This window comes from Leifsonia sp. NPDC102414 (assembly GCF_044765685.1).
Lineage (GTDB): Bacteria > Actinomycetota > Actinomycetes > Actinomycetales > Microbacteriaceae > Leifsonia.
Genome location: NZ_JBIWKN010000001.1, coordinates 64,292 through 86,919, shown reverse-complemented (window position 1 = coordinate 86,919; position 22,628 = coordinate 64,292). Strand labels below are relative to the sequence as shown.

The window sequence follows — 22,628 nt, the reverse complement described above, 5'->3', positions numbered from 1 at the left end:
CGCTCAGTCTTCCTGGCCCAGCTCGGGGGCTCCTGCTTCCTCCGTGCCGTGGCCGATCTGCGCATACACGCGGGGGTTGCGCTTCTTGAGGACGACGCCCCAGACGATGCCGAGGATGCCGGGCACGATCACGATGGCGGGCAGGATGAAGGTGGTCGCCGTCGGAGGGGCCGTCGGGTCGCTGGTGAGCAGCACATTGAAGTTCACCAGGATCAGCACGAACACCACCAGCAGGGCGACTCCGGAGACGATCGGGGCGACGAGCCGCTGCCAGACGCCGACGCCGCGGCCGTCGCGCAGGAAGAAGCCGATCACAGCGACGGAGACGATCGCCATCAGCAGCACCAGCCCCATCGCGCCGCTGTTGGTCAGCCAGGAGAACAGGGTCAGCACGGGGAACAGCGCGGGCGGTGCGCCCTCGGGAGGCACCCAGCCGACGCTCGCGATGGCGAACACGGCGATCACGACGACGGCGAGCACCGTCTGGGTCACCGAGCCTGCCCACGGCGCCCCGCTGCGCGCCCGAACCCTGGACAGCCAGCCGGGCAGCACGCCCTCGCGGCCCAGCGAGAAGAAGTAGCGGGCGACGGCGTTGTGGAAGCTGACGAGAGAGGCGAACAGGCTGGTCACGAAGAGGAGCTGGGCGATGTCGCTGACGACCACGCCGACGTTCGTGGACAGGAAGGTGAAGATGAGGTCCGGGCCCTGCTTGGTGGCGTCGGCGATGACCGTGCTCGGGCCGGAGCCAACCGTCATCGCCCACGACGACAGCGCGTAGAACAGAGCGATGATGCCGACAGCGGTATACGTCGCCCTGGCGATCGTGCGCTTCGGGTCTTTGGACTCCTCGCCGTAGATCGCGGCGGATTCGAAGCCCATGAAGGCGGCGATGCCGAACGCGAACACGGCGCCGATGCCGGTGACGAACAGGCTCGACGGGCTGAGCGCTTCGCCGCTCACACCCTCGGGCGCGACGATGAAGGCGGCGACGTCGTAGACGATGACTACGACGAACTCGAGGGCGACCAGCACGCCGAGCACCTTCGCCGAGAGGTCGACGCGGTTCACGCCAAGCACGGCGATCAACGCGATGCAGACGATGATCGGCACCCACCACGGCACATCCCAGCCGAACTTCGCGTTCAGCAGGGACGAGACCTGGAAGCCGAACAGTCCGTAGACGCCGATCTGCATCGCGTTGTATGACACCAAGGCCACGATCGAGACGCCCACGCCCGCCGGGCGGGAGATGCCGCGCGCGACGTAGGAGTAGAACGCTCCCGCATTGGTGACGAACCGGCTCATCGCCGCGTAGCCGACAGCGAAGATCGCGAGCGTCACACCGAGGATCAGGAACGAGAGCGGCACGCCGGTCACCCCTGTGACGGCGAACGTGGTGGTGACGCCGCCGGCGAGCACGGTGAGCGGGGCGGACGCCGCGATGATCATGAACGTGACGGCGGGGACTCCGAGGCGCCTCGGACGCGTGGTCGGTGTCACGGCGACGACGTCGTCTGCCTGTTCTGTGGAGGTCACGGGAGGTACTCCTCGGTCGGCGCGGCACGGGATTCGCCACGGCTACTGCGATGTTCCCGTTTCCTCCACAGGTTGGCCTTGGCTTCAACTGCACACAACTTGACTCAAAGGGAACATCGTCCAGCGCCCCATTCCGCAGGATGGAGTACGGCTTCGATACTGAACAGACCACCACGAGAAGGATGTCCATGTCCGCGCACCACCACACCAGCACCTCGACCGCACCCACCGCTGTCGCACACCCTCTGGACCCGCTGACCGCCGCCGAGCTCTCGCGCGGTCGCGACGTCCTCGATGCGGCAGGGTTGATCGGCCCAGACACGCGGTTCCCGTCCGTCCTGCCGGTCGAGCCGTCGAAGGAGGCCGTCGCCGCCTTCCAGCCAGGGGATGCGATCGAGCGGCGCATCCTGTTCGTGCTGCTCGACACCGCAACCGGGGCGTCAGCGGAGGCCGTGGTCTCCGTCACGACGTCCGAGCTGGTGAGCCACACGCCACTGGCGACGGCGGACGCGCCGTACGGCCAGCCGCAGTACCTCCTCGAGGAGTACGAGGCCGCAGAACGGATCGCGAAGGCCTCGCCGGAGTGGCAGGCGGCCATGACGCGCCGCGGGCTGGCCGATCGCATCGAGCTGGCGTTCTGCGCGCCGCTCGCGCCGGGGTTCTTCAACAGGGCGGACGAGGCAGGCAGACGCGCCATCCGGTCGCTCACGTTCCTGCGGTCGAGCCAGGAGGACTCGCCGTGGTCGCACCCCGTCGAGGGGCTCATCGTGCACATCGACCTCACGAAGGGCGAGGTCATCCGGGTCGAGGACGACGGCGATGTGCCCGTCCCCGCTCTGGACGGCAACTACGACGCCGCGACGGTCGGGCCAGCGCGCACCTCGCTCAAGCCGATCGAGATCACCCAGCCGGACGGCCCGAGCTTCCACGTCGACGGGCAGTCCGTCGAGTGGGAGAACTGGAGGTTCCGTGTTGGGTTCAACGCCCGAGAAGGGCTCGTGCTCAATCAGGTGAGCTTCCGCGACGGCGACGAGCACAGGCCGGTGCTCTCGCGCGCTTCTGTGCCGGAGATGGTGGTGCCGTACGGCGACACGACGCCGACGCGCTTCTGGATCAGCTACTTCGACGCCGGAGAGTACCTGCTCGGCAAGAACGCCAACAGTCTCACGCTCGGCTGCGACTGCCTCGGCGTGATCCACTACTTCGACGGCATCGTGGCAGACGACCACGGCAACCCGATGGCCATTCCGCAGGTCGTCTGCATGCACGAAGAGGACTACGGCGTGCTCTGGAAGCACACCGATCTGAACGGCAAGGCAGAGGTGCGACGTTCGCGCAGGCTCGTCGTCTCCTACTTCTCCACCATCGGCAACTACGACTACGGCTTCTTCTGGTACTTCTACCTCGACGGCACCATCCAGGTGGAGGCGAAGGCGACCGGGATCGTGTTCGCGGGGGCCGGCATCCCCGGCTCTGACGACCCTCACGCCACCGAGATCGCGCCAGGACTGTTCGCCCCCGTGCACCAGCACCTGTTCTGCGCCAGGCTCGACGTCGCCATCGATGGTGAGCGCAACTCGCTCTCCGAGGTGGATGTGGTCGGCATCCCGATCGGCGAGGACAACCCATACGGCAACGCGTTCACCTGGAGCACCACGCCCATCCGGAGCGAACGGGATGCGGCCCGCCTGGCGAACACGGCGTCGTCGCGGGTGTGGGAGATCACCAGCGCAGAGCGGCGCAACCTGGTCGGCAAGCCGACGGCGTACCACCTCATCCCGCAGCCGGGGGCGACGCTGATGGCGCAGCCGGAATCGACCGTCTACGGGCGGGCGACCTTCGCCACGAAGCACCTGTGGGCGACCGCGTTCGACCCTGCAGAGCGCTTCCCCGCCGGCGACTACCCCAACGCGCACGCCGGCGGCGCCGGCTTGCCGGCCTGGACCGCTGCCGACCGCTCGCTGGAAGACGCTGACATCGTGCTCTGGCACGTGTTCGGTCCCACCCATATCCCGCGCCCGGAAGACTGGCCGATGATGCCGGTCGACTACTCGGGCTTCCTGTTCAAGCCGTACGGCTTCCTCGACCGCAACCCGGCGCTCGATCTGCCGGACGGTGCTGCTGCCGCCTCCTGCTGCGGTGGCGGCGCCGCGTGCAGCTGCGAGCACTGACCGCGGACCGACCTCACTCACTTCACTCGCCACATCGAAACGGAGACATCATGAGCGCACTCACCCTGTCGGACACCTCCACCTGGCTGCCGCTCGACGGGCTCGCCCCGGGGTTCGACGCCAACAAGGCAGAGCCGAGCGGGGACCTCGCCGGACGCACCGTCACACTCGTCGACGAGCGTGGCACGCGGATCGTGCACCGGTTCGGCGCGGACAGCGTCGAGTGGGAGTACCAGCCTGGACCGGCGGATACGATCCCCGCGTCCTCCGGCACCGATCCGTACGAGGCGTTCGAGGTCGACACCGGGCTGTACTTCGCGCAGTTCCACCACCAGCATCAGCCGGACGAGGCCGTATCGCTCGTCCTCGACCTGACCAACGGACGCGCGCTGTCGGTCATCCAGGGCATCGGCGACCAGTTCCCCGGCACCACAGCCGTGCGTCAGCTGTTCGTTCCGTCCCTGATCGACGGGATCGAGACGACAGGAGCCGAGCCCGCCCCGACGACGGCCCTGATCGGCCGCCGCGTGATGTGGGTGTACAGCAGCCAGCACGCATACGAGCACGTCTACCTGAGCCCCCAGTGGTACACCTGGCAGTGCCTCGCGGGGCCGGAGAAGGGGCTGGCGGACACCGACGAGAACTCGGTCTGGCAGATCCGGCCGGGCATCTACGTGTTCACCTGGCGCGAGAAGGTCATCCCGTGCGCGTCCGTGACCATCGCCGACCACCGCAACGTGCGTTCGATCCGGTCGCACGGCGTGCTGTTCGGGCTCGACGAGTCGGGCGAGGTGCCGACGCACTTCACCTTCGGGGCGTACGGGCGGCTGCTGAGCAACACCGTGCATCCGGAGCCGTACGACCCGGCCGTCGGCGCGACGGAGGGCGCCTCGGGTGCGGGCGCCGACTCCGCGGGCGGCTCTGCCGACGCTGCGGGCGCGACGCGATGAGCAACGTCGACGGGGCGGCCGACCTTCTCGTCACGAACGCCGCCGTCTACACGGTGGACGGCGAGCGGTCGCACGCTGAAGCCTTCGCGGTGCGCGGAGGACGCATCGTCGTGGTCGGTTCGGCGGACGACGTCGCCGCGCTTCGCGGTCCGTCGACCACCGTGCTCGACCTCCACGGAGCGTTCGTGATGCCTGGCCTCGTCGACGTGCACAACCACCACTCCCACGCCGGGCGGGCCGCGCTGTTCGAGCTGACCTTCTCGAACACCGCGAGCTACGACGAGATCCTCTCCGCGGTGCGCGCGTACGCCGCGACGAAGGGTCCGGACGAGTGGATCGTCGGCAGCAGCTGGGGCACGGGACTCCTCGACCTGCTCGGGCACGCCCAGGCGCGGCGCGGGCTCGACGAAGCAGCAGGGGGACGTCCCGTGCTCCTCACCGACGACAGCCACCACAACCGCTGGGCGAGCTCGCGGGCGCTCGAACTCGCCGGGATCGACGCAGCCACTCCAGACCCGGAGCGCGGCGTCATCGTGCGCGACCCGGAGACGGGCGAGCCGAGCGGCGTGCTGCTCGAAGCGGCCGGCCTGCTCGTGGAGGACGTCGCCAGGCCTGCCGTCACGCTGACCGCCGCACAGCAGGAGCAGTCCTCTGCGCACGCCATCGGAATCGTGCACTCCTACGGGATCACGGCGTTCCAGGATGCGGCGATCTCGCTCGACCAGATGCGGGCGCTGAAGACTCTCGACGACCGGGGTGAGCTGCGCGCGTGGGTCGTGTCCTCGATGACCGTCAACGATCAGATCTTCGGATACGCCGAGCTCGGGGATGCGCTGATCGCGCACCGCGCTGAGCTCACCGGCGAGCATCACCGACCGGACTTCATCAAGATCTTCCTGGATGGAACACCGCCGGCCCACAGCGGCGCCTTCCTGGAGCCGTACCTGCCGTCCGACGCACACGGCGCACACTTCCACGGCACAACCACGATGCCTGCTGACGAGCTGCTCGGCTGGCTGCGCCGCACCGCGGCGCAGGGCATCTCCGCCAAGATCCACTGCTCGGGCGACGCCGCTGTGCGCATGGTCCTGGATGCGGTCGAGACCGTGCGCGCGGAGGGCCACACCGCCCCGCTCTACCAGATCGCGCACGGACAGTTCATCGCCGAGAGCGACCTGCCGCGATTCGCGCAGCTCGAGGTGTCCGCCGACATCTCGCCCTTCCTGTGGTTCCCCGGCGTGATCGCCGATGCGCTGAGCACCGTTCGTCCAGCGGACGAGGTCGCAGGACTGCAGCCGAACCGCGCCCTGATCGACTCCGGCGCCCTCGTCGCCGGAGGCTCCGACTGGCCGGTGAGCGAGACGCCGAACGCCTGGGAGGGCATCGAAGGGCTCGTGACGCGCGCAGACCCGTCCGGGCAGCGCGACGGTGTGCTCGGGATCGAGCAGGCCATCACGCTCGCGGAGGCGATCGAGGTGTTCACCGTGAACGGCGCGACGGCGATGGGCCTCGGAGCCGTCACGGGCTCGATAGAGCCGGGCAAGTCCGCCGACTTCGTGGTGCTCGACCGGGATCCGTTCGGGATTCCGGCCGATGAGCTGCACCTGGTCACCGTCGAGCAGACGTATTTCGGGGGTGAGCAGGTCTTCTCGCGCAACTGACAGCCGCTTCCGCCGTGTGGGAGGGCGGTTACCCTACACTTGTTGACAACGCTGCTGTTCGTGCCGACGACGCCATCGGGGCCGAGTCGCAGCGCGTTTTCGAGGGGAGCCGTATGCCCAAGGTGATCGACCACGATCAGCGCCGTTCCGACATCATCGACGTGACCTGGGCGCTGATCGTCAAAGGCGGCCTCGAGGCGGCGACGATGCGGGAGATCGCCAGCGAGGCCGGTTTCGCCAACGGCGCGCTGAAGCACTACTTCCCCGGCAAGGACGAGATCATCCAGGGCACGTACGACCGCGCCCTCGGCATGATGAGCGAGGGTGTGGCCTCTGCCGTCGGCGACGCCACCGGCCTCGCCGCCCTCCGCGCGATCGTGTACGCGTCAGCGCCGCTCACCGAGGAGGCGATCGTCGCCGGCCGCGTTCTGCTGAGTTTCTGGGAGCGGGCGATGTCGAACAACGACCTGCACCAGGCGTACCTCTCCCACCTGACCAGCTGGCGCGGTGGCCTGCTCACGTACATCGAGCAGGGCAGGGCGGACGGCGACATCGTCGCGCCCACCCCCGACGAGCAGCTGGTCGATGAGATCGTCCTCATCAACGTCGGCGCGAACGTGATGAGCCTGATCGCCCCGGAGTTGTCGACCCCGGCCCTGCTGGAGGCTCAGCTCGACGCGTTCTTCGACCGGATCACGACCGCCTGACGCCCGCGACGGAGCGAGGCGCAGGTCGTGACGCGGCGCAGCGGCGCAGAGCGCGGCGGCGCGGCGCAGGTCGCGGCGCGAGCGTGACGCGGCTAGCCGACGCGCCCCTGTACCGCGAGCGACTACCCGGCGCCCACGTATCGCCGTGCGTCAGCGGAACGCGCGAACTCCGCGTGCATCGCGGTCTGCGCGAGCGCAGACAGGAGGGTGAAGCCGCCGAGGCCCTCCCAGCCGCCCGTCCAGGTCAGGGATCGCGCGATCTGCCACACACTGGGCTCGTCGCCCTTCGCCAGCCGTGCCACCACTTCTCGCGTCCGTCGCAGGTGGTGCCGCGACAGCTCGTCGCAGCGCTCCCCCAGCACGCCGAACACCCGTTCGTGGCCGGGAGCCACCGTGCGCTCGCCGAGAGCAGCGACACGTTCGAGCGATTCGAGGTAGGCGGCGATCGGGTTCCTGGTGAACCCGGCGCCGAGCCCGATGCCAGGGTTGACCGTGGGCAGCACGTGGTCGCCGGTGAAGAGCATCCCGTTGTCGGCGTCGTCCAGGCACAGATGGCCGGCCGTGTGCCCCGGTGTCCACAGCACCCGGATGCTGCGTCCGGGGACCGGGAGCAGCTCGCCGTCTGCGACGCCGACGATCCGCTCGGCGGCTCCGTCCGGCACCGCGGCCGACACCGCGGGTCTGGCCATCGCCGCGAACAGCTCCTGCCGCCGTTCGTCTGGGACCCCCCAGCCGTCGAGCCGCGCGGCAGGGTCAGGCGCGGTGGGCCAGCCCCCGTCCCCGTCCCCGTCCCCGTTCCCGGCCCCGACCCCGACCCCGAGCAGCGCATCCCGTTCCCGTTCGTGCAGCAGGATGGGCGCTCCGGCGGCAGCGCTCAGGTCGAACGCGAGGCCGAGGTGGTCGGGGTGCAGGTGTGTCACGACGATCGAGGCGACCGTCCGCATCCCGTGGCCGATGCCCTGCAGGGCTTCGGTGAGCCAGGCGAGATTGCCAGCGCCTGCAGAGCCAGGGTCGACCACGTGGATGCGCCCGCTCGCGTCCTCGACCAGGTAGCACAGGCTGTACGGGAGACCGCCAGGCGCCATCGGCACGCGAACCGCGTGCACGCCAGCACCCACCTCCTGCGCCAGCGTCTCCGTCACCCCGTCAGGCTACCGGCCGCGCGGGGTCAGGCGGCGTCGGCGACCAGGATGCGCGGGCTGCCGGGGAGGGCGATCGTGCCGCGCGGTGTCCAGCCCGCTGCCGCGAGCCACTCGCGCACCACGGACTCCTGGTAGACGACCGTTCCGTCGATGTTGTAGTACTCGCCAGCGTGCAGGGCGTCGATCTTGCGCTGCTCCTGGTCGTCGTCGAGGAAGAAGTCGAGCACCACCAGGGTCGCCCCGGGCGCGGCTGCGGCCCGGGCGTGCTGCAGAATCGCGCGGTTCTCCGCGTCGCTGAAGCGGTGGATCACGTGATTGACGAGCACGAGGTCGTGTTCCCCTCCCGGCTCCGCCGTCGCCGTCTCCGCGCCCTCGACCACAGAGCGGTCGGCGAGCCCGGCCGCATCCACGGCCGCCTGCACGGACGGCACCGACTGCTGGTCGAACACGAAACGCATGCGCAGGTCGGGGTTCGCGCGCATCGCCTGAGCGGCGAACGCCGGGCTGAGACCGCCGAGGTCGAGCGCGTTGCGGTATGGCGCGAAGTCGAAGTGGCGCACGAGCATCGCCGCGTGCAGCTCGTTGTATGTCATGACGCCGTCGAGGAACGCTCCCCAGCCTGCGTCGTCGAGGTCGAGGACGCCTGCGTCGTTGGTGTCGACGGTCGAGTCGTAGCCGAGCCACTGCGGGTAGCTGGTCGCGTTGAGGAAGGCGAGGAACGGGGCGAGGTCGATGTCCGCGCGATCGCCGGTGAGGTAGGCGGCTGCATCCTGGGTGAGCTCGTAGCGCCCATCCGTCCTGGTGAGGAGGCCCTGGGCCGTCATGCTGTCAGCGAGCACGCGGATCTGCTGCTCGGAGACCGTGGTCGCCGCTGCGAGACCCGCCACGTCGAGGGGGCCGTCCGCGAGGGCGGTGAACAGACCGACGCGACTGGCGGCGAAGAGCTGCTTCGCGCCCATGAAACCGATGGCGATGTCCACGATCGCTTCTGGCGTTGCTGCACGGGTTGAGGTCACTTGTCACGCTCTTTCTGTCGTGGCGCCGCCGCTGGCCTTCCATTTCGATGACCTCCGGACGGCGATGTCTGAGTGGAGATGACCTGACTCTACAGACGTTGACGTTTATTTTCTACTAACATAGAAAAACAGGTAGTCGTCGAAGGAGACCAACATGCCCACCCCTCCCCTCAGCATCCAGACCATCGTCGCGCCAGGCGCCTCCCTGCCCCCTGTGGTGCTCCTGCACGGCTTCGCATCGAGCGGACACGAGGACTTCGCGGCGACCGGCTGGCCCCAGGCGCTCGCCGACGCCGGCCGCACCAGCCACGTCGTCGATCTCCCCGGCCACGGCGCCTCCCCGGCGGTCGCCGCCGAATCCGCCACCACGACGGCGGTGGTCGGCACCATCGTCGCCGCCATCGATGCGCTCGGCGTCGACCAGGTGGATGTGGTCGCGTACTCGCTCGGCGCGCGCCTCGCCTGGGAGCTGCCCTCCGCATCCGGGGACCGGGTGCGCCGCATGGTGCTGGGTGGCCTGAGCCCGCTCGAGCCGTTCGCGGCAGTGGATGTGGATGCGCTCCTCCTGGCGACAGGGGCGGAGGCGGAGGCGGGCGCGACCATCGACCCGCTGACCGGGATGATGGCGGGCATGGTGTCCGCGCCTGGCAGGGACACCGCGTCCCTCGTTGCACTCATCGCCGGACTCGGCTCTGAACCGTTCTCACCCCAGGACGGCGCGCCAGACGTGCCGACCCTGTTCGTCGCCGGTTCGGAGGATCCCATGTCGGGCGGCATCGAGCAGCTCGTCGCCGCCGTGCCGGGGGCGAGCATCGTGCGTGTGCCCGGCGACCACAGAGGCGCGCTGGACAGCGCCGAGTTCAGGGAGGCGGCGGTGGCGTACCTGGCGGAGTGACACATCCGCCGGGCCCCAACGCCTGCCTCGACGCCCGGCGATCCGCCTCGCGCTACCCCACCAGCATCAGAGGCACCAGACGCATCAGATGCTCCACGTGCCGTCCGCGTTCACCTCGCGGTCGAGCCACAGTTCCTCTGTCGCCGCACGAAGCGCATCCACCCCCACCCGGTCGAGCATGGCCAGGGCGCCGAGGTTGTCTTCCAGCTGGTCGGCGCGGCTGACACCGAAGAGGACATTGGCCGTCGCGGGGTGCGCGAGCACGAACGCGAGACCGAGTTGTGTCGGGGTCGCGCCGAAGCCGTCCGCGATCTGCAGCACGCGCGGGTACGCAGCCACGATCCGCTCCCGGATGCCGCCGACGTCCGCGCCGATCTTGCGGGACGGCGCGAGCTTTCCGGCGAGGATACCGCCCTCGAACACGTCCGACGCCTGCAGAGCGAGCGCGCCGGAGCGGAACAGATCGCCGTAGTACGAGCCCTCCGCCATCGTGCGGCGGACCAGCCCGTACTTGAGCTGCGCGAAGGACGGAGGGGTCAGTCCGCTCTCGTGCGCGAACGCGATGGCGAGTCGCACATCGTCGATCGCCCAGTTGTTGACGCCCCAGGCGTCGAAGCGCCCTGCCGCGATCTCGGCGGCGACATCGGTGACGATGGAGCGGACATCCACCTCGCCGAAGTAGTCGCCGACGACGACCAGGTCGGCCTTGTCGACGCCGATGCGGTCGAGCGAGGTCCGCATCTGGTCGGCGAACGTCGTCTGCGGATACTCCCACAGCCAGAGCTTGCCGCAGAGGAGGTACTCGTCGCGGCCGAGACCGGATGCACGCACAGCCTCGCCGAAGATCAGGTCGGTCTTCGCGTTCTCCGCGTGCGGGCCCATGTTGTAGTGCGCGACGTCGAAGAACGCTGCCCCGACCTCGTGCGCGCGCCGGATGAGCGAGACCGCGTCGTCGAACTCCATCCTGTCCCAGGTGTTCCACGACCCGAGCGCGAAGACGGGCACTTCGGGGCCGCCCGGGCCGAGTGCGCGGGTGGGGACGGTTCCGGTGAATGACACGACTGGCCTCCTGAAGCAGCTTCGCTTTTTTCTACGTTTGTATAATATAACTGCATTCGGCGTCATGACGTGGTGGCGCGATGCCTGAGAAGGAGAGATCCGTGACCGAAACCCGCACTGTGCTCATCACCGGTGGAGGCGGCGGCATCGGCCGCGGCATCGCCGAGGCGTTCATCGAGAACGGCGACCGTGTCGTCCTCGCCGATGTCGACGCCGACACCGTCGCCCGCGTCGCGAGCGAGATCGGCGCATCCGCCATCGCCGTCGACATCACAGACGAGGCCGCCGTCGCCGCGGCGGTCGAGGAGATCGCCGCCGACCACGGCCCGATCGACGTGCTCGTCAACAACGCGGGCATCCTGTCGGTGCACGGACGCCTCACCGACCTCAGCGTCGCCGCATACGACGCGATCGTGCGCGTCAACATCCTCGGCACGTTCGCCGTGACGCAGGCGGTCGCCCGCCAGATGACCGCGGCGGGGACCCGCGGCGCGATCGTCAACATCTCCTCCATCGGAGGACGCCAGCCGACGCCGGGGATGGGCGCGTACGAATCCAGCAAGGCGGCGGTCGACTCGATCACCCGCTGGGCGGCCATCGAACTCGCGCCGGCCGGCATCCGCGTCAACGCCGTCGCGCCAGGGCCGGTACTCACCCCGATGCTGCAGCTCGGGATGCCGGAAGGGTCGCCGGAGCGCGCGGCCTGGGCGGCGCGCATCCCGCTCGGAAAGCTCGCGGACGTGGACGACATCGCCCCGGCCGTCCTCTTCCTGGCCGGTCAGGGAGCGGCGCACATTACCGGGACGAGCCTGGCGGTCGACGGCGGCCAGCTGCTGGTCTGACGGCGCGCGGTCCGTCCGAAGGAGATCGCGAGCGACACGCCGCACCATCCTCCGTCCGGAAGGAGCTTCGCGACGGTTCGCGCGGAATCTCCGTCTGGACGGAGCTTCGCGACGGTTCGCGCGGATTCGCCTTCCGGACGGAGGCCGGCAGCGCAGCGCAGCGCAGCGCGTCAGCGCGAGTACGTGGGCAGGCGCTCGTAGACGAGCTCGCCGTCGACGACCGTCAGGTCCACGCCGACGGCCGGCAGCTCCGCGGCCGGGACGTGCAGCGGGTCGGTCTCGAGCACGCAGAAGTCGGCGACCTTGCGGGGCTCGAGCGTGCCCTTCCACGGGTCGGCGCCGTCCTGACGCGCCGGGGCGACCGTGTAGCCGCGGAGCATGGCGCGCATCCGGTCGACCTCAGCCTCGTGGCCGCTGGCAGGTGCGCCGAGCCAGGCGGCGGCGTCGGCGATGCCCTGACGCCAGTCCGGGGCGAGGATGGGGGCGTCGGAGCTGAGCGACACCGACACGCCCGCCCGGGTCGCCGCCGCGATCGGCCACGCGGATACGGCGACCTCGTCGCCCAGGACCGCCGCCAGCCAGGACGCGGTCGCGACCGCGATCCCCGGCTGCACATTCAGGCCCATCCCGAGCGCGGCCATCCTGGAGAGGGCGCCAGGGGTCACCAGGTCGCCGTGGATGATGTAGTGCCGCAGCTCCATCCTGCTGTCGCGCATGGCGTCCTCGACCGCGGAGACGGCCGTGTCGATGGTGCGGTCGCCCGTGGCGTGGATGCCCACCTGGTAGCCGAGGCGATTGGCTTCGAGGATCATCCTGCGGAGGTTGTCCGCTCGCTCGTCAGCGTCGAGACCGGCCACCAGGAGACCACCGGACGTACCATCGGGGTAGCGGTGCCTGGTCCACGCCTGGTGCATCGGCGGGATGCCGTCGCCGAACAGTTTGACGCCGGCGACCCGCAGCCAGGCCGGCCTGGTGGTCTCGCGCTCCAGGGAACGCAGACCCGCTGTCACCTCGTGGAGGGTGCTCGGGCCGTCGAGCACTCCGAACAGCGCGAGCACGTTGACCCGCGCGGTGAGGAGGCGCTCCGCTTCGAGCTCGACGTATGCATCGAACACGTCCTGGGCGAAACAGCCCGTCGCTCCCGCGTCCTCGCCGGGGCCGATGCCCGGCTCGGTGTAGCTGGTGATGCCGAGCGAGGCGATCAGCTCTCCCGCGCGGAGGATCGCCGCCCGGCGCTCGGCGCGCGTGGTGACGAGAGGCGCGGAGCGGGAGGTGTCGTGCGGGTCGGAATCCGCGGACTCCGGGGCAGCAGGAGCGGAATCGCCACCCGCATCCCCCGCCGAGCCGGAAACCGCCGCCCCCGCCGCCGCCCCGAACACCGTCTCCGGCCACATCGCGCCCAGCCACGTCGCGTGCAGGTGGGAGTCGTTGATGCCAGGGATCACCGCGCGCCCGTCGAGCTCGATCACACGGGTGCGGCGGCCGATGGATGCGGTCACTTCCGCATCGCTTCCGACGCGCAGCACCCGGCCGTGGCGGATGGCGATGGCCGTGCCCGTTGTGTCGTCCTCGTCGAGGGTGTGCACGGTCCCGCCGCGCAGAACGAGGTCTGCGCTGGGGTCTGGGGTGTCGCGTCGCTGCACTTCTCCTCCTCGAGAGGCTCGCTATTTTGGTCAACGTATGTAGAATAACCCACATCGACGACCGGATGCGCAGTGAGGCCACCGGATTCCGTCGAACGGAACGGAGACTTCGATGGCGAATCCAGGCACCACCACCGCACCAACGACCGACGCACCAACGACCGACGCGTCGGCGACCGACGCGTCGGCGACCGACGCGCCCGCTCTCCCGCGCAGCACCCGCGCCGCCGTCCTCACGGCGCACGGCGAACCGCTCACCATGCAGGACGTGCCCCTGCCAGACACGCTCGAACCTGGCGCGGCGCTCGTGCGCATCCACTGTGCGACGCTGTGCGGCACCGACATCGAGATCTGGTCAGGGAAGATGACCTTCCCCGGCATGCTGCCGATGATCCTCGGGCACGAGATGGTGGGCGAGATCGTCGCGGTCGGCACCGGCACCAGGGATGCGCTCGGTCGCGCGCTCAGCGTCGGCGACCGCATCGGCTGGTCTGAGTCCACCTGCGGCGAGTGCTTCGGCTGCACCGTCCTGCGCGAGCCTGTCGCCTGCTCGAAGCGCGGCTACGGCTTCCTGCAACGGTCCGACGTGCCCCCGTTCGCGACCGCCGGTCTCGCCGACTACGCCTATGTGACGCCCGGCGCAGCCAAACTGCTGATCCCGGACGAGGTGGAGGACACCTGGGCGTCGATGGCGGGATGCGCCGCCAAGACCGTGCTGCGCGCCTTCCATCGGGCGGGCGGCGTTCGTCCAGGGTCGCGGGTCGTCGTTCAGGGCTCCGGCGCGCTCGGCATCTTCGCGACGGCGGTCGCGCACCTCTCCGGCGCAGGCACTGTCGTCACGGTCGGCGCACCGGCCGACCGGCTCGCCGTGGCGCAGCGCTTCGGAGCCGACCACGTCGTCGACATCGCAGGTGGCTCGGAGGCGACCGTGCAGCGTGTGCTCGACCTGACGGACGGCCAGGGCGCGGACCTCGTGCTCGACCTCGCCGGCGCGCAGAGCGTCGGACCGGAAGCGGTCGCGATGGCCGCGCAGCGCGGCACCTTCGTGGTGGTCGGCAGCACAGGACCGACGGGCGAACCCGTGTCGCTCAGCACGATCATGGGCAAGGAGCTGACCGTCGTCGGCTCGCTCAACGGCGACATCTCCGACTACTACCGGGCCATCGAGTTCTTCCGCAGCTTCGGCGACAGGCTGCCGTGGGACGAGCTGTTCAGCGCGCCGGTCGGGCTGGCTGAGGCGTCGCAGAAGGTCGCGACGATGGCCGCGCTCGGCGAGATAAAAGCGGTCATCGACCCGCGCATCGGCTGAGCACATGGGTGCCAGAACCCGCGCACGCGCGACCCCGTGGATGCGCGCACCAGCATCGAACCCCACCAAGGAGACACCGTGACCATCAGCGACACCAGCACCGCCCCCATCCCCCGCCGCCCGATCGGCGCATCGGGCATCGACGCCTCCGTCCTGTCTCTGGGCTCCTGGCACACCTACGACAGGATGGACTTCGCCGACGCGGTCGACATGGTGTCGTTCGCCGTCGAGAGCGGTGTGAACCTGTTCGACGTCGGCGTGTACGGGTTCCGCGGGATGCAGCCTCCGGTGTTCACCGACGTGCTGTTCTCCGCGATCGTGCGGGCGGCGCGCATCCCGCGGGAGGACTACCTGCTGTCGGAGAAGCTGTGGCTGGAGGGGTTCGGCGACGGCGGCTTCCGCCCGCAGCTCGAGCACGCGCTGCTCAGGGTGGGCAGCGAGCACGCCGACCTGGTGATCCTCGGCGACCTGCGCCGCGACGACCTGGAACTGCGCGACATCGTCCTCGATCTGGCGGCACTCGCCGACGCCGGGCTGATCCGGGCGTGGGGCGTCAACAACTGGTCGGCGGCGAACATCCAGTCGCTCAGCGACATCGCAGCGGCGGAAGGGGTCGCCGGCCCGCAGATCGCGCAGCTCAAGTACAGCGTCGCGCGCCGCTCCATCCCGGACGGCGAGCCGTTCGCCCGGCTGTTCGCCAACGGGCTGACCATGCAGGCGTCCGATGTGATGGAGGGCGGCATCCTGGCGGGCAACGTCACGCCACGCCGTGAGGTCGGCCGCGATCCCGGCGCGATCAGGGAGCGCATCGTCGCCGACGTTCCCGCGTTCTCCGCCGTCGCCGACGAGCTCGGCACGACGCCGGCGCAGCTCGCCGTCGCGTTCACCCTCACCCACCCGGCCACCACGACAACGCTGTTCGGCGCGAGCAGGCTCGAACAGGTGCAGCAGAACCTGGATGCGGTCGCCCTGGTCGAGCGCGTCGGCGCCGCCCAGCTGCGCGCCAGAGTCGCACCGTTCTGGGCGGACAAGGGCATCGTCGACCCCGAGGGCCCGTGAGCATCGCGAAGCACCCCCGGCACGTTCATCCAGCAGAGCACACACCCCAGGAGCACGCATGACCATCGCAGCAGAGTCCAGCACCGTCACCCGCGTCCCGTTCGACCCGGAGATCGCCCCCGTCCTCGACGCCATGGCGCAGAACCAGCAGCCCGCGCTCAGCAGGGAGACCCTGCACCTCTCCAGGGAGGGCGCGGACACCCTGTTCCCGAGCGCCGCCGAGGTCATCGGCGACCTTCCGATCGACGCCGTCGACCTCGTCATCCCCGGCCCGGAGGGCGCCCCCGACCTGGAGATCACCGTCCTCACCCCGCGCGGCCACGACGCGACCCGCGCAGCGCTTCCCGCGCTCTACAACATCCACGGCGGCGGCATGATCGTCGGTCACCGCAGCTGGGAGACGGCGCGGCTGGTCGAGCTGGTGGCCGAGCTGGGCGTGATCGCGGTGAACGTCGAATACCGGCTCGCTCCTGAGCATCCGTTCCCCGCCGGTGTCGAGGACTGCTACGCCGGCGTCGCCTGGCTGTCGGAGCACGCCGCCGAGCTGGGCGTCGACCAGGACAGGATCGTCGTGATGGGCGGCAGCGCCGGTGGAGGGTTCTCCGCCGCCGTCGCCCTGATGGCGCGCGACCGCAGGGGCCCAGCCATCGCAGGGCAGCTGCTGCTCTGCCCGATGATCGACAACACCAACACCACCGTGTCGAGCCACCAGTATGCGGGGATCGGCACCTGGACCCGCGAGGCCAATCTGCTCGCCTGGGAGTGCGTGCTGGGCGAAGAGCTCGCGTACAGCACGGAGGCGCCAGCCTACGCAGCGCCGACCCGCGCCGCCGACCTGAGCGGCCTGCCGCCAGCGTTCGTCGAGGTGGGGGCGGCCGAGCCGTTCCGCGACGAAGACGTGGAATACGCCTCGCGCATCTGGGCGGTCGGCGGCGAAGCGGAGCTGCACGTCTGGTCAGGCGGATTCCACGGCTTCGACATGTATGCGCCGGGCAGCGAGCTGACCAGGGCGGCGCTCGCCTCCCGGTTCTCCTGGCTGCGCCGCATCCTCGGCCAAGGACCGCGCACCAGCACGAAACCGCGCACCAGCACGAAACCGCGCACCGCCACCTCGCCAGCACGAAAGGGACAGCAATGACGCTCGACTCCACCATCCGCCCGGTGCCGTACGACCCCGCGCTCGAACCGGGCCTCGCTGCGTTCCTCGAACTGGTGGAAGGCATCCCGCTGCGGGCTGACACCATCCTCGCCAACCGCGCGCACTTCGCCACGATCATCCCGCCGATCGAGGCGCAGGTCGCCGGGCGGGCTGTCACGGCGGAGCATCGGGTCGTCCCCGGCCCGGATGGCGCGCCAGACGTGGAGATCACCATCGTCCGGCCGCAGCGGGCGTCCGCCGAGCCGGCACAGGATGCGCCAGGCGCGCTGAGCATCCACGGAGGAGGGCAGGTGCTCGGCACGCGGTTCTTCGGCACGGGCGAGCTGATCGACCTCGCCGAGCAGTACGGCGCCGTCGGCGTCGCCGTCGAGTACCGGCTCTCTCCCGAACACCCCGGCACGGCAGCCGGGGAGGACTGCTACGCCGCCCTCCTCTGGTTCGCGGCGAACGCGGCAGAGCTGGGCGTCGACCCTGCGCGCATCATCGTGTCCGGGGCGAGCGCGGGCGGCGGCCTGTCGGCCGCCGTCGCCCTGATGGCCAGGGACAGGGGTGGTCCCGTGCTCGCCGGGCAGCTCCTCAACTGCCCGATGCTCGACGACCGCAACGAGACCGTCTCCAGCCGCCAGTACGACGGCATCGGCGCCTGGGATCGCAACAACAACGACACGGCCTGGGATGCGATCCTCGGTTCCGACCGGTTCACCGACCGGGTCTCGCCGTACTCCGCGCCCGCTCGGGCAGCCGCCCTGTCCGGCCTGCCTCCCGCATACATCGAGGTCGGCGCCGCCGAGGTGTTCCGCGACGAGTCGATCGCGTACGCGCTCCGGATCTGGGCGGAGGGCGGCCAGGCGGAGCTCCACGTCTGGTCCGGCGCGTACCACGGCTTCTCCGGCTTCTCCCCGGACGCCATCGTGTCGAGAGCGGCCCTCGACGCCAGGGACAGCTGGCTGCGCCGCACGCTGCGCCTTCCAGCGTCGCCGCCGGTCGCGTGACCACGCCGTCGCCCGCCGCGCAGCAGACGGCGGTGATTCCGGTGATGAGCGTGCGCCGCAGCATCCTGGTGCTCGGCCTGCTCGAGGCGTTCGGGCCGCTGTCGATGGACCTCTATCTGCCGCAGCTGCCGCAGCTCGCCGCTTCTCTCGGCACCAGCGACGCGCTCGCCCAGGCGACCATGTCGGTCTGCATGATCGGCCTCGGCATCGGCCAGCTCGTCGCCGGGCCGCTCAGCGACCGGTACGGTCGACGCCGGCCGCTGCTGATCGGCGTCGCCCTGTTCACGCTGTTCTCCCTCGCCTGCGTGCTCGCCCCGAACATCCAGGTGCTGCTCGTCGCCCGGCTGCTGCAGGGGCTCGCAGGGTCGGCTGGGCTGGTGATCACGATGGCGGTCGCACGCGACATGTACAGCGGCGTCGACCTCTCGCGGATGCTGTCGCTGCTCGCTGTGGTCAGCGCATCCGCTCCGATCGTCGCGCCCGTCGTCGGGGGCACCCTCGCCCTGGTGATGGGCTGGCGCGGGATCGTCCTGGTGCTGACCGGCATCGGCCTCGCCCTGTTCGTCATCGCCCTCACCGGCCTGACGGAGTCGCTGCCGCCCGGGATGCGGCACAGCGGTGGTCTGCGGACCACGGCGACCCACCTGCGCGAGCTGCTGCGCGACCGGCTGTTCGTCGTGATCGTGATCGCGGCCGCCGCCGGTGGAGCCGCGTTCTTCGCCTACCTGTCGATGTCGAGCTTCGTGCTGCAGGACCAGTACGGCCTCAGCCCGCAGCTCTTCAGCCTGTTCTTCGCCGTCAACGCGCTCGCCAATCTGCTCGGCGCGCAGCTCAGCCGCCTGCTCGTCCGGCGAATCGGACCAGCGCGGATGTACCTCACCGGCCAGCTCGCGACAGCGGCGGCCGCTCTGCTGCTGCTCTGCTCCGTGCTGCTCGGCTGGGGGCTGCCCGGCATCCTCGCCTCGCTCGCGCTGTTCCTGTTCTCGGCCGGCGTCGGCGGACCGAACGGCACAACGCTCGCCCTCGGCTCCCACTCGGCGCGCGCGGGAACAGCGGCGGCGGTGCTCGGCACCGTCACGTTCACGGTCGGGCCGATCGTCGGGCCGTTCGCCTCGCTCGGCGGGTCGACGGCGATCGCGATGGCGCTCACTGTGGCCATCGCGGCCACCATCGCAGGGGTGCTCGCCTGGGCCGTGGTGCCGCGCCTGCTCGGCGCTCCCGCCACTCCTGTCATTCCCCCGACAGAATGAACGCCGCCGCCTTCTCCCCGATCAGCACGCTCGGCGCGTTCGTGTTCCCCGTCGTCACCCGCGGCATGATCGACGCGTCGGCGACGCGCACGCCGTTCAGCCCGTGCACGCGCAGCCGCGGGCTCACCACGGCCTGCGCATCCACCCCCATCGCGCACGTCCCCACCTGGTGGTGGTACGTGACGGCGGTGGACCGCACGTAGTCGGCGAGGTCGTCGCCGTCGCCGATGTCGGGGCCAGGGTACAGCTCTGTCGCGCCCCAGGCGGCGAGCGCCGGGCGTCGGCCGATGCTGCGGCACTGCCGCACCGATGCGACCAGGGAGGCCACGTCGTCGGCGTGACCGAGTGCATCCAGATCGATCAGCAGCGGGTCGTGCGCGCCTGGGCCGGACAGGGTCACGCTGCCGCGCGCCTTCGGGGAGACGATCCCGGCCATCAGGCTGAACCCGTCCGCCGGTCCCGTCATGCCGTCCTGGTACATCGGCACGGAGAAGTGGATGGGCTGGGTGTCCGGCACGTCGAGGCCGGGGTCGGACTTCCAGAACAGGTGCGACTGGGTCACCGAGACGCCTTCCCTCGGTGCGCCGACCTCGCGCTCCGTCGTGAAGATCACCGGGGAGAGCAGGTGGTCGTGCAGGTTCTTCCCCACGCCCGGCAGGTCGACGACGGAGTCGATGCCGACGGCAGCGAGCTCGCCGGCGGGACCGATGCCGGAGCGCAGCAGGATGCGCGGAGAGTCCAGCGCGCCGGCGCACAGCACGACCTCGTCGGCGCGCAGCTCCTGCACCTCGCCGTTCCGCTCGAACTCGACGCCGACCACGCGCGGGAGTCCGTCGTCCCCGTCCTCGATCAGGAGGCGGTGCACCCAGCATCCCGTGCGCACGTCGACGCGGTCGCGCACCGGCTTGAGGTAGGCGAGGTAGGTGTTGAGCCTGCGTCCGTCTCGCACGGTGATCTGCTGCTGCGAGACGCCGTCGAGGTGATCGCCGTTGTAGTCCGGATTGCGCTCCAACCCCTCTTCGACCGCGGCGTCGACGATCGACTGCTGGATGGGGTCGAGAGGGTAGTCGTCTGTCACGTCGAGAAGCCCGTCGGCACCGCGCAGCTCGGATGCGCCACCGGAGGAGCGCTCGATCGCCCGGTAGACGGGGAGCACGTCGCTCCACGCCCAGCCGTCGTTGCCGAGCGACGCCCAGTGGTCGAAGTCGGCGGGGGCGCAGCGCACCCAGATCATCGCGTTGAGCGAGTGCGAGCCGCCGAGCACCTTGCCGCGCGGCAGGTGCAGCCTGCGGCCTGCCGCGTGCTCCTGCGGCACGGTGAAGTAGTCCCAGTCGTCCGCGCTGTGCCAGAGCTCGCCCATCCTGCTGGGGTCGTGGATGGCCGGGTTGGTGTCCTCCCCTCCCGCTTCGAGCACGGTCACGGCGACGCCGGCGTCTGCCAGGCGCCTGGCGACGACAGACCCGGCGGAGCCCGCTCCGATGACGATCACGCTGCGAGCTGCCTGCGCGACCCGCTCCCGCTCCTGCTCCCGCTCCTGCGCGACCTGGCCGTGCGCATCCACTGTCTCCACCACGGTTCCTCTCCCTCGAGTCCTCCCGAGGGTCGCACGCCACGAGCACGCGGGGGAACGGCCCCCGGCCGACCATTCGCTCACCGACAACGCTCGTGCCGCACCGGTCAAGACACCGTGCGTCCGCCGCACGGATACTGCTTGCGTGGGCGTCCAGCTGCGGCGGCCACGCGTCTCGTCCGGCTACGCAAAGGAGCACGAAAGTGGCCACCAAACTGTTCATCGACGGCGAGTGGACGGAAGCGTCCGGCGGCGCCATCGCCACCGTCGACCCCGCCACGGAGCAGGTCATCGAGGAGGTCGGCACCGCATCCCGTGCCGACGTGGATGCGGCGGTCGCCTCCGCCCGCGCCGCCCTCGGAAAGGCCGAGTGGGCAGGGCTCCTGCCGATCCAGCGTGCGGCGCTGCTGTTCCGTCTCGCCGACCTGATCGACGAGCACCACGACGAGCTCGCCGCCCTGGAGACGCGCGACCAGGGCCAGCCGCTCGGCATCTCCAAAATGGTCAGCGTCACCGGAGCAGCAGAGCACTTCCGCTACTACGCCGGCTGGGTCACCAAGATCCAGGGCACCGTCAACCCTGTGTCGTTCCCCGACACCCTGCACTACACGCGCCGCGAGCCTGTCGGCGTGAACGCGCTGGTCACGCCGTGGAACTTCCCGCTGATGATCCTCGCCTGGAAGCTCGCCCCCGCACTCGCCACCGGCAACACCGTGGTCATCAAGCCCAGCGAGGTCACCCCGCTCACGAGCATCCGGCTGGTCGAGCTCTGTGCGGAGGCCGGCATCCCGAGCGGCGTGGTCAACCTGGTGACCGGCGACGGCGCGACCGGTGCGCTGCTCAGCGAGCACATGGATGTGGACCACCTGTCGTACACCGGCTCCACCGCCGTCGGCCGCATCATCACCCGCGCGAGCGCGGACTCCAACCTCAAGCGCCTCACGCTGGAGCTGGGAGGGAAGGCGCCGTCGATCATCGCGGCGGACGCCGACATCGACGCGGCGGTCGGAGGAAACATCGCCGGCAGCATCCTGAACTCCGGGCAGGTCTGCGCCGCGTACACGCGGTTCTACGTCGACAAGAAGCGCGAGGCGGAGTTCGTCGAGAAGCTCGCCGGCGGTGTCGCAGGGCTGCGGCTCGGCAACGGTATGGAGGAGGGCGTCGACCTCGGCCCGCTCGTCTCCGCCAAGCACCTCGGCCACGTGGAGCGCCTCGTGGAGGTCGGCAGGCAGCAGGGCGCGGAGCTTGTCACCGGAGGCGTCCGCGCCGACCGCGACGGCTACTTCTTCACGCCGACCGTGTTCGCCGGCGTCACCGACGAGATGACGATCATGCACGACGAGATCTTCGGCCCAGTGCTCTCGATCACCAGCTACGAGGACGAGGACGAGCTCGACGCGATCATCGCCCGCGCCAACGACACGGAGTACGGCCTGGCCGCGACGGTCTGGACCAAGGACATCGCCACCTCGCAGCGGCTCGCCAACGGCATCCGCGCCGGTGCGGTGTTCGTGAACATGCCGTCCATCCCCGACATGGCGGCGCCGTGGGGCGGCTACAAGGCGAGCGGCTGGGGCCGCGAGATGGGCCCGTGGGCGATCGACGCGTACACCGAGACCAAGTCGGTGTGGCTGCACTACTGACGAATGCAGTGAACCGAGCGGATG

The 22,628-nt window shown here is 70.2% G+C and carries 18 protein-coding genes; 12 read left to right on the top strand and 6 right to left on the bottom strand.

What is annotated here, in order from left to right; genetic code table 11:
• Positions 1 to 3 precede the first annotated feature (3 nt).
• On the bottom strand, positions 4 to 1,449 hold the full coding sequence (locus ACIRCZ_RS00360; protein ID WP_402851583.1) for an APC family permease: 1,446 nt from the start codon (positions 1,447 to 1,449) through the stop codon (positions 4 to 6).
• A gap of 275 nt (positions 1,450 to 1,724) precedes the next feature.
• Between ACIRCZ_RS00360 and ACIRCZ_RS00355 the strand changes: the two genes are divergently transcribed.
• The 4 genes from ACIRCZ_RS00355 (at position 1,725) to ACIRCZ_RS00340 (ending at position 7,025) form a co-directional block, all read left to right on the top strand.
• Positions 1,725 to 3,707: a primary-amine oxidase gene (locus ACIRCZ_RS00355; RefSeq protein WP_402848409.1), complete on the top strand. Its 1,983-nt coding sequence runs from the start codon at positions 1,725 to 1,727 to the stop codon at positions 3,705 to 3,707.
• A 50-nt stretch (positions 3,708 to 3,757) separates the two neighbouring features.
• Positions 3,758 to 4,657, top strand: coding sequence for a molybdenum cofactor biosynthesis F family protein (locus ACIRCZ_RS00350; protein ID WP_402848407.1), 900 nt, complete (start codon positions 3,758 to 3,760; stop codon positions 4,655 to 4,657).
• On the top strand, positions 4,654 to 6,318 hold the full coding sequence (locus ACIRCZ_RS00345) for an amidohydrolase (RefSeq protein ID WP_402848404.1): 1,665 nt from the start codon (positions 4,654 to 4,656) through the stop codon (positions 6,316 to 6,318). Before ACIRCZ_RS00350 ends, ACIRCZ_RS00345 begins: the two co-directional genes overlap by 4 nt.
• 113 nt (positions 6,319 to 6,431) lie before the next feature.
• On the top strand, positions 6,432 to 7,025 hold the full coding sequence (locus ACIRCZ_RS00340; protein ID WP_402848401.1) for a TetR/AcrR family transcriptional regulator: 594 nt from the start codon (positions 6,432 to 6,434) through the stop codon (positions 7,023 to 7,025).
• A gap of 122 nt (positions 7,026 to 7,147) precedes the next feature.
• On the opposite strand, the gene ACIRCZ_RS00335 is transcribed toward ACIRCZ_RS00340, so the two are convergent.
• Both ACIRCZ_RS00335 and ACIRCZ_RS00330 read right to left on the bottom strand, forming a co-directional pair.
• A complete protein-coding gene (locus ACIRCZ_RS00335; RefSeq protein ID WP_402848398.1) occupies positions 7,148 to 8,167 on the bottom strand; it encodes an MBL fold metallo-hydrolase in 1,020 nt (339 codons plus the stop codon).
• 26 nt (positions 8,168 to 8,193) lie between these two features.
• Positions 8,194 to 9,183, bottom strand: a complete 990-nt coding sequence (locus ACIRCZ_RS00330) for a methyltransferase dimerization domain-containing protein (RefSeq protein ID WP_402848395.1) — start codon at positions 9,181 to 9,183, stop codon at positions 8,194 to 8,196.
• 154 nt (positions 9,184 to 9,337) lie between these two features.
• Here ACIRCZ_RS00330 and ACIRCZ_RS00325 point away from each other — a divergent pair, with 154 nt between their 5' ends.
• Positions 9,338 to 10,078: an alpha/beta fold hydrolase gene (locus ACIRCZ_RS00325; protein ID WP_402848392.1), complete on the top strand. Its 741-nt coding sequence runs from the start codon at positions 9,338 to 9,340 to the stop codon at positions 10,076 to 10,078.
• 84 nt (positions 10,079 to 10,162) lie between these two features.
• Here ACIRCZ_RS00325 and ACIRCZ_RS00320 read toward each other — a convergent pair whose 3' ends face one another.
• On the bottom strand, positions 10,163 to 11,137 hold the full coding sequence (locus tag ACIRCZ_RS00320) for an aldo/keto reductase (protein WP_402848389.1): 975 nt from the start codon (positions 11,135 to 11,137) through the stop codon (positions 10,163 to 10,165).
• A 101-nt stretch (positions 11,138 to 11,238) separates the two neighbouring features.
• On the opposite strand from ACIRCZ_RS00320, the gene ACIRCZ_RS00315 reads away from it, so the two are divergent.
• Positions 11,239 to 11,979, top strand: a complete 741-nt coding sequence (locus ACIRCZ_RS00315; protein ID WP_402848387.1) for an SDR family NAD(P)-dependent oxidoreductase — start codon at positions 11,239 to 11,241, stop codon at positions 11,977 to 11,979.
• A gap of 170 nt (positions 11,980 to 12,149) precedes the next feature.
• Here ACIRCZ_RS00315 and ACIRCZ_RS00310 read toward each other — a convergent pair whose 3' ends face one another.
• Positions 12,150 to 13,622, bottom strand: coding sequence for an amidohydrolase (locus ACIRCZ_RS00310; protein ID WP_402848384.1), 1,473 nt, complete (start codon positions 13,620 to 13,622; stop codon positions 12,150 to 12,152).
• 112 nt (positions 13,623 to 13,734) lie between these two features.
• Here ACIRCZ_RS00310 and ACIRCZ_RS00305 point away from each other — a divergent pair, with 112 nt between their 5' ends.
• From ACIRCZ_RS00305 to ACIRCZ_RS00285, 5 genes are all read left to right on the top strand, one after another.
• On the top strand, positions 13,735 to 14,931 hold the full coding sequence (locus ACIRCZ_RS00305; RefSeq protein ID WP_402848381.1) for a zinc-binding dehydrogenase: 1,197 nt from the start codon (positions 13,735 to 13,737) through the stop codon (positions 14,929 to 14,931).
• 78 nt (positions 14,932 to 15,009) lie between these two features.
• Positions 15,010 to 15,990 carry an aldo/keto reductase gene (locus ACIRCZ_RS00300; protein WP_402848378.1) on the top strand — a complete coding sequence of 327 codons (981 nt, stop codon included), beginning with the start codon at positions 15,010 to 15,012 and terminating at the stop codon, positions 15,988 to 15,990.
• Between the two features lie 58 nt (positions 15,991 to 16,048).
• Positions 16,049 to 17,128 carry an alpha/beta hydrolase gene (locus ACIRCZ_RS00295; protein WP_402848375.1) on the top strand — a complete coding sequence of 360 codons (1,080 nt, stop codon included), beginning with the start codon at positions 16,049 to 16,051 and terminating at the stop codon, positions 17,126 to 17,128.
• Complete coding sequence (locus ACIRCZ_RS00290; RefSeq protein WP_402848372.1) at positions 17,125 to 18,141, top strand: alpha/beta hydrolase; 1,017 nt, start codon at positions 17,125 to 17,127, stop codon at positions 18,139 to 18,141. Before ACIRCZ_RS00295 ends, ACIRCZ_RS00290 begins: the two co-directional genes overlap by 4 nt.
• The gene (locus tag ACIRCZ_RS00285; protein ID WP_402848369.1) at positions 18,138 to 19,391 is read left to right on the top strand and encodes a multidrug effflux MFS transporter; all 1,254 of its coding nucleotides are present in this window, start codon (positions 18,138 to 18,140) and stop codon (positions 19,389 to 19,391) included. Before ACIRCZ_RS00290 ends, ACIRCZ_RS00285 begins: the two co-directional genes overlap by 4 nt.
• On the opposite strand, the gene ACIRCZ_RS00280 is transcribed toward ACIRCZ_RS00285, so the two are convergent.
• Positions 19,372 to 20,880 carry a GMC family oxidoreductase gene (locus ACIRCZ_RS00280; RefSeq protein WP_402851580.1) on the bottom strand — a complete coding sequence of 503 codons (1,509 nt, stop codon included), beginning with the start codon at positions 20,878 to 20,880 and terminating at the stop codon, positions 19,372 to 19,374. The two genes, ACIRCZ_RS00285 and ACIRCZ_RS00280, sit on opposite strands and share 20 nt — an antisense overlap.
• Positions 20,881 to 21,164: 284 nt before the next feature.
• Here ACIRCZ_RS00280 and ACIRCZ_RS00275 point away from each other — a divergent pair, with 284 nt between their 5' ends.
• Entirely contained in the window at positions 21,165 to 22,604 is a 1,440-nt protein-coding gene (locus tag ACIRCZ_RS00275) for an aldehyde dehydrogenase (protein ID WP_055891842.1), read from the top strand.
• Positions 22,605 to 22,628 lie beyond the last annotated feature (24 nt).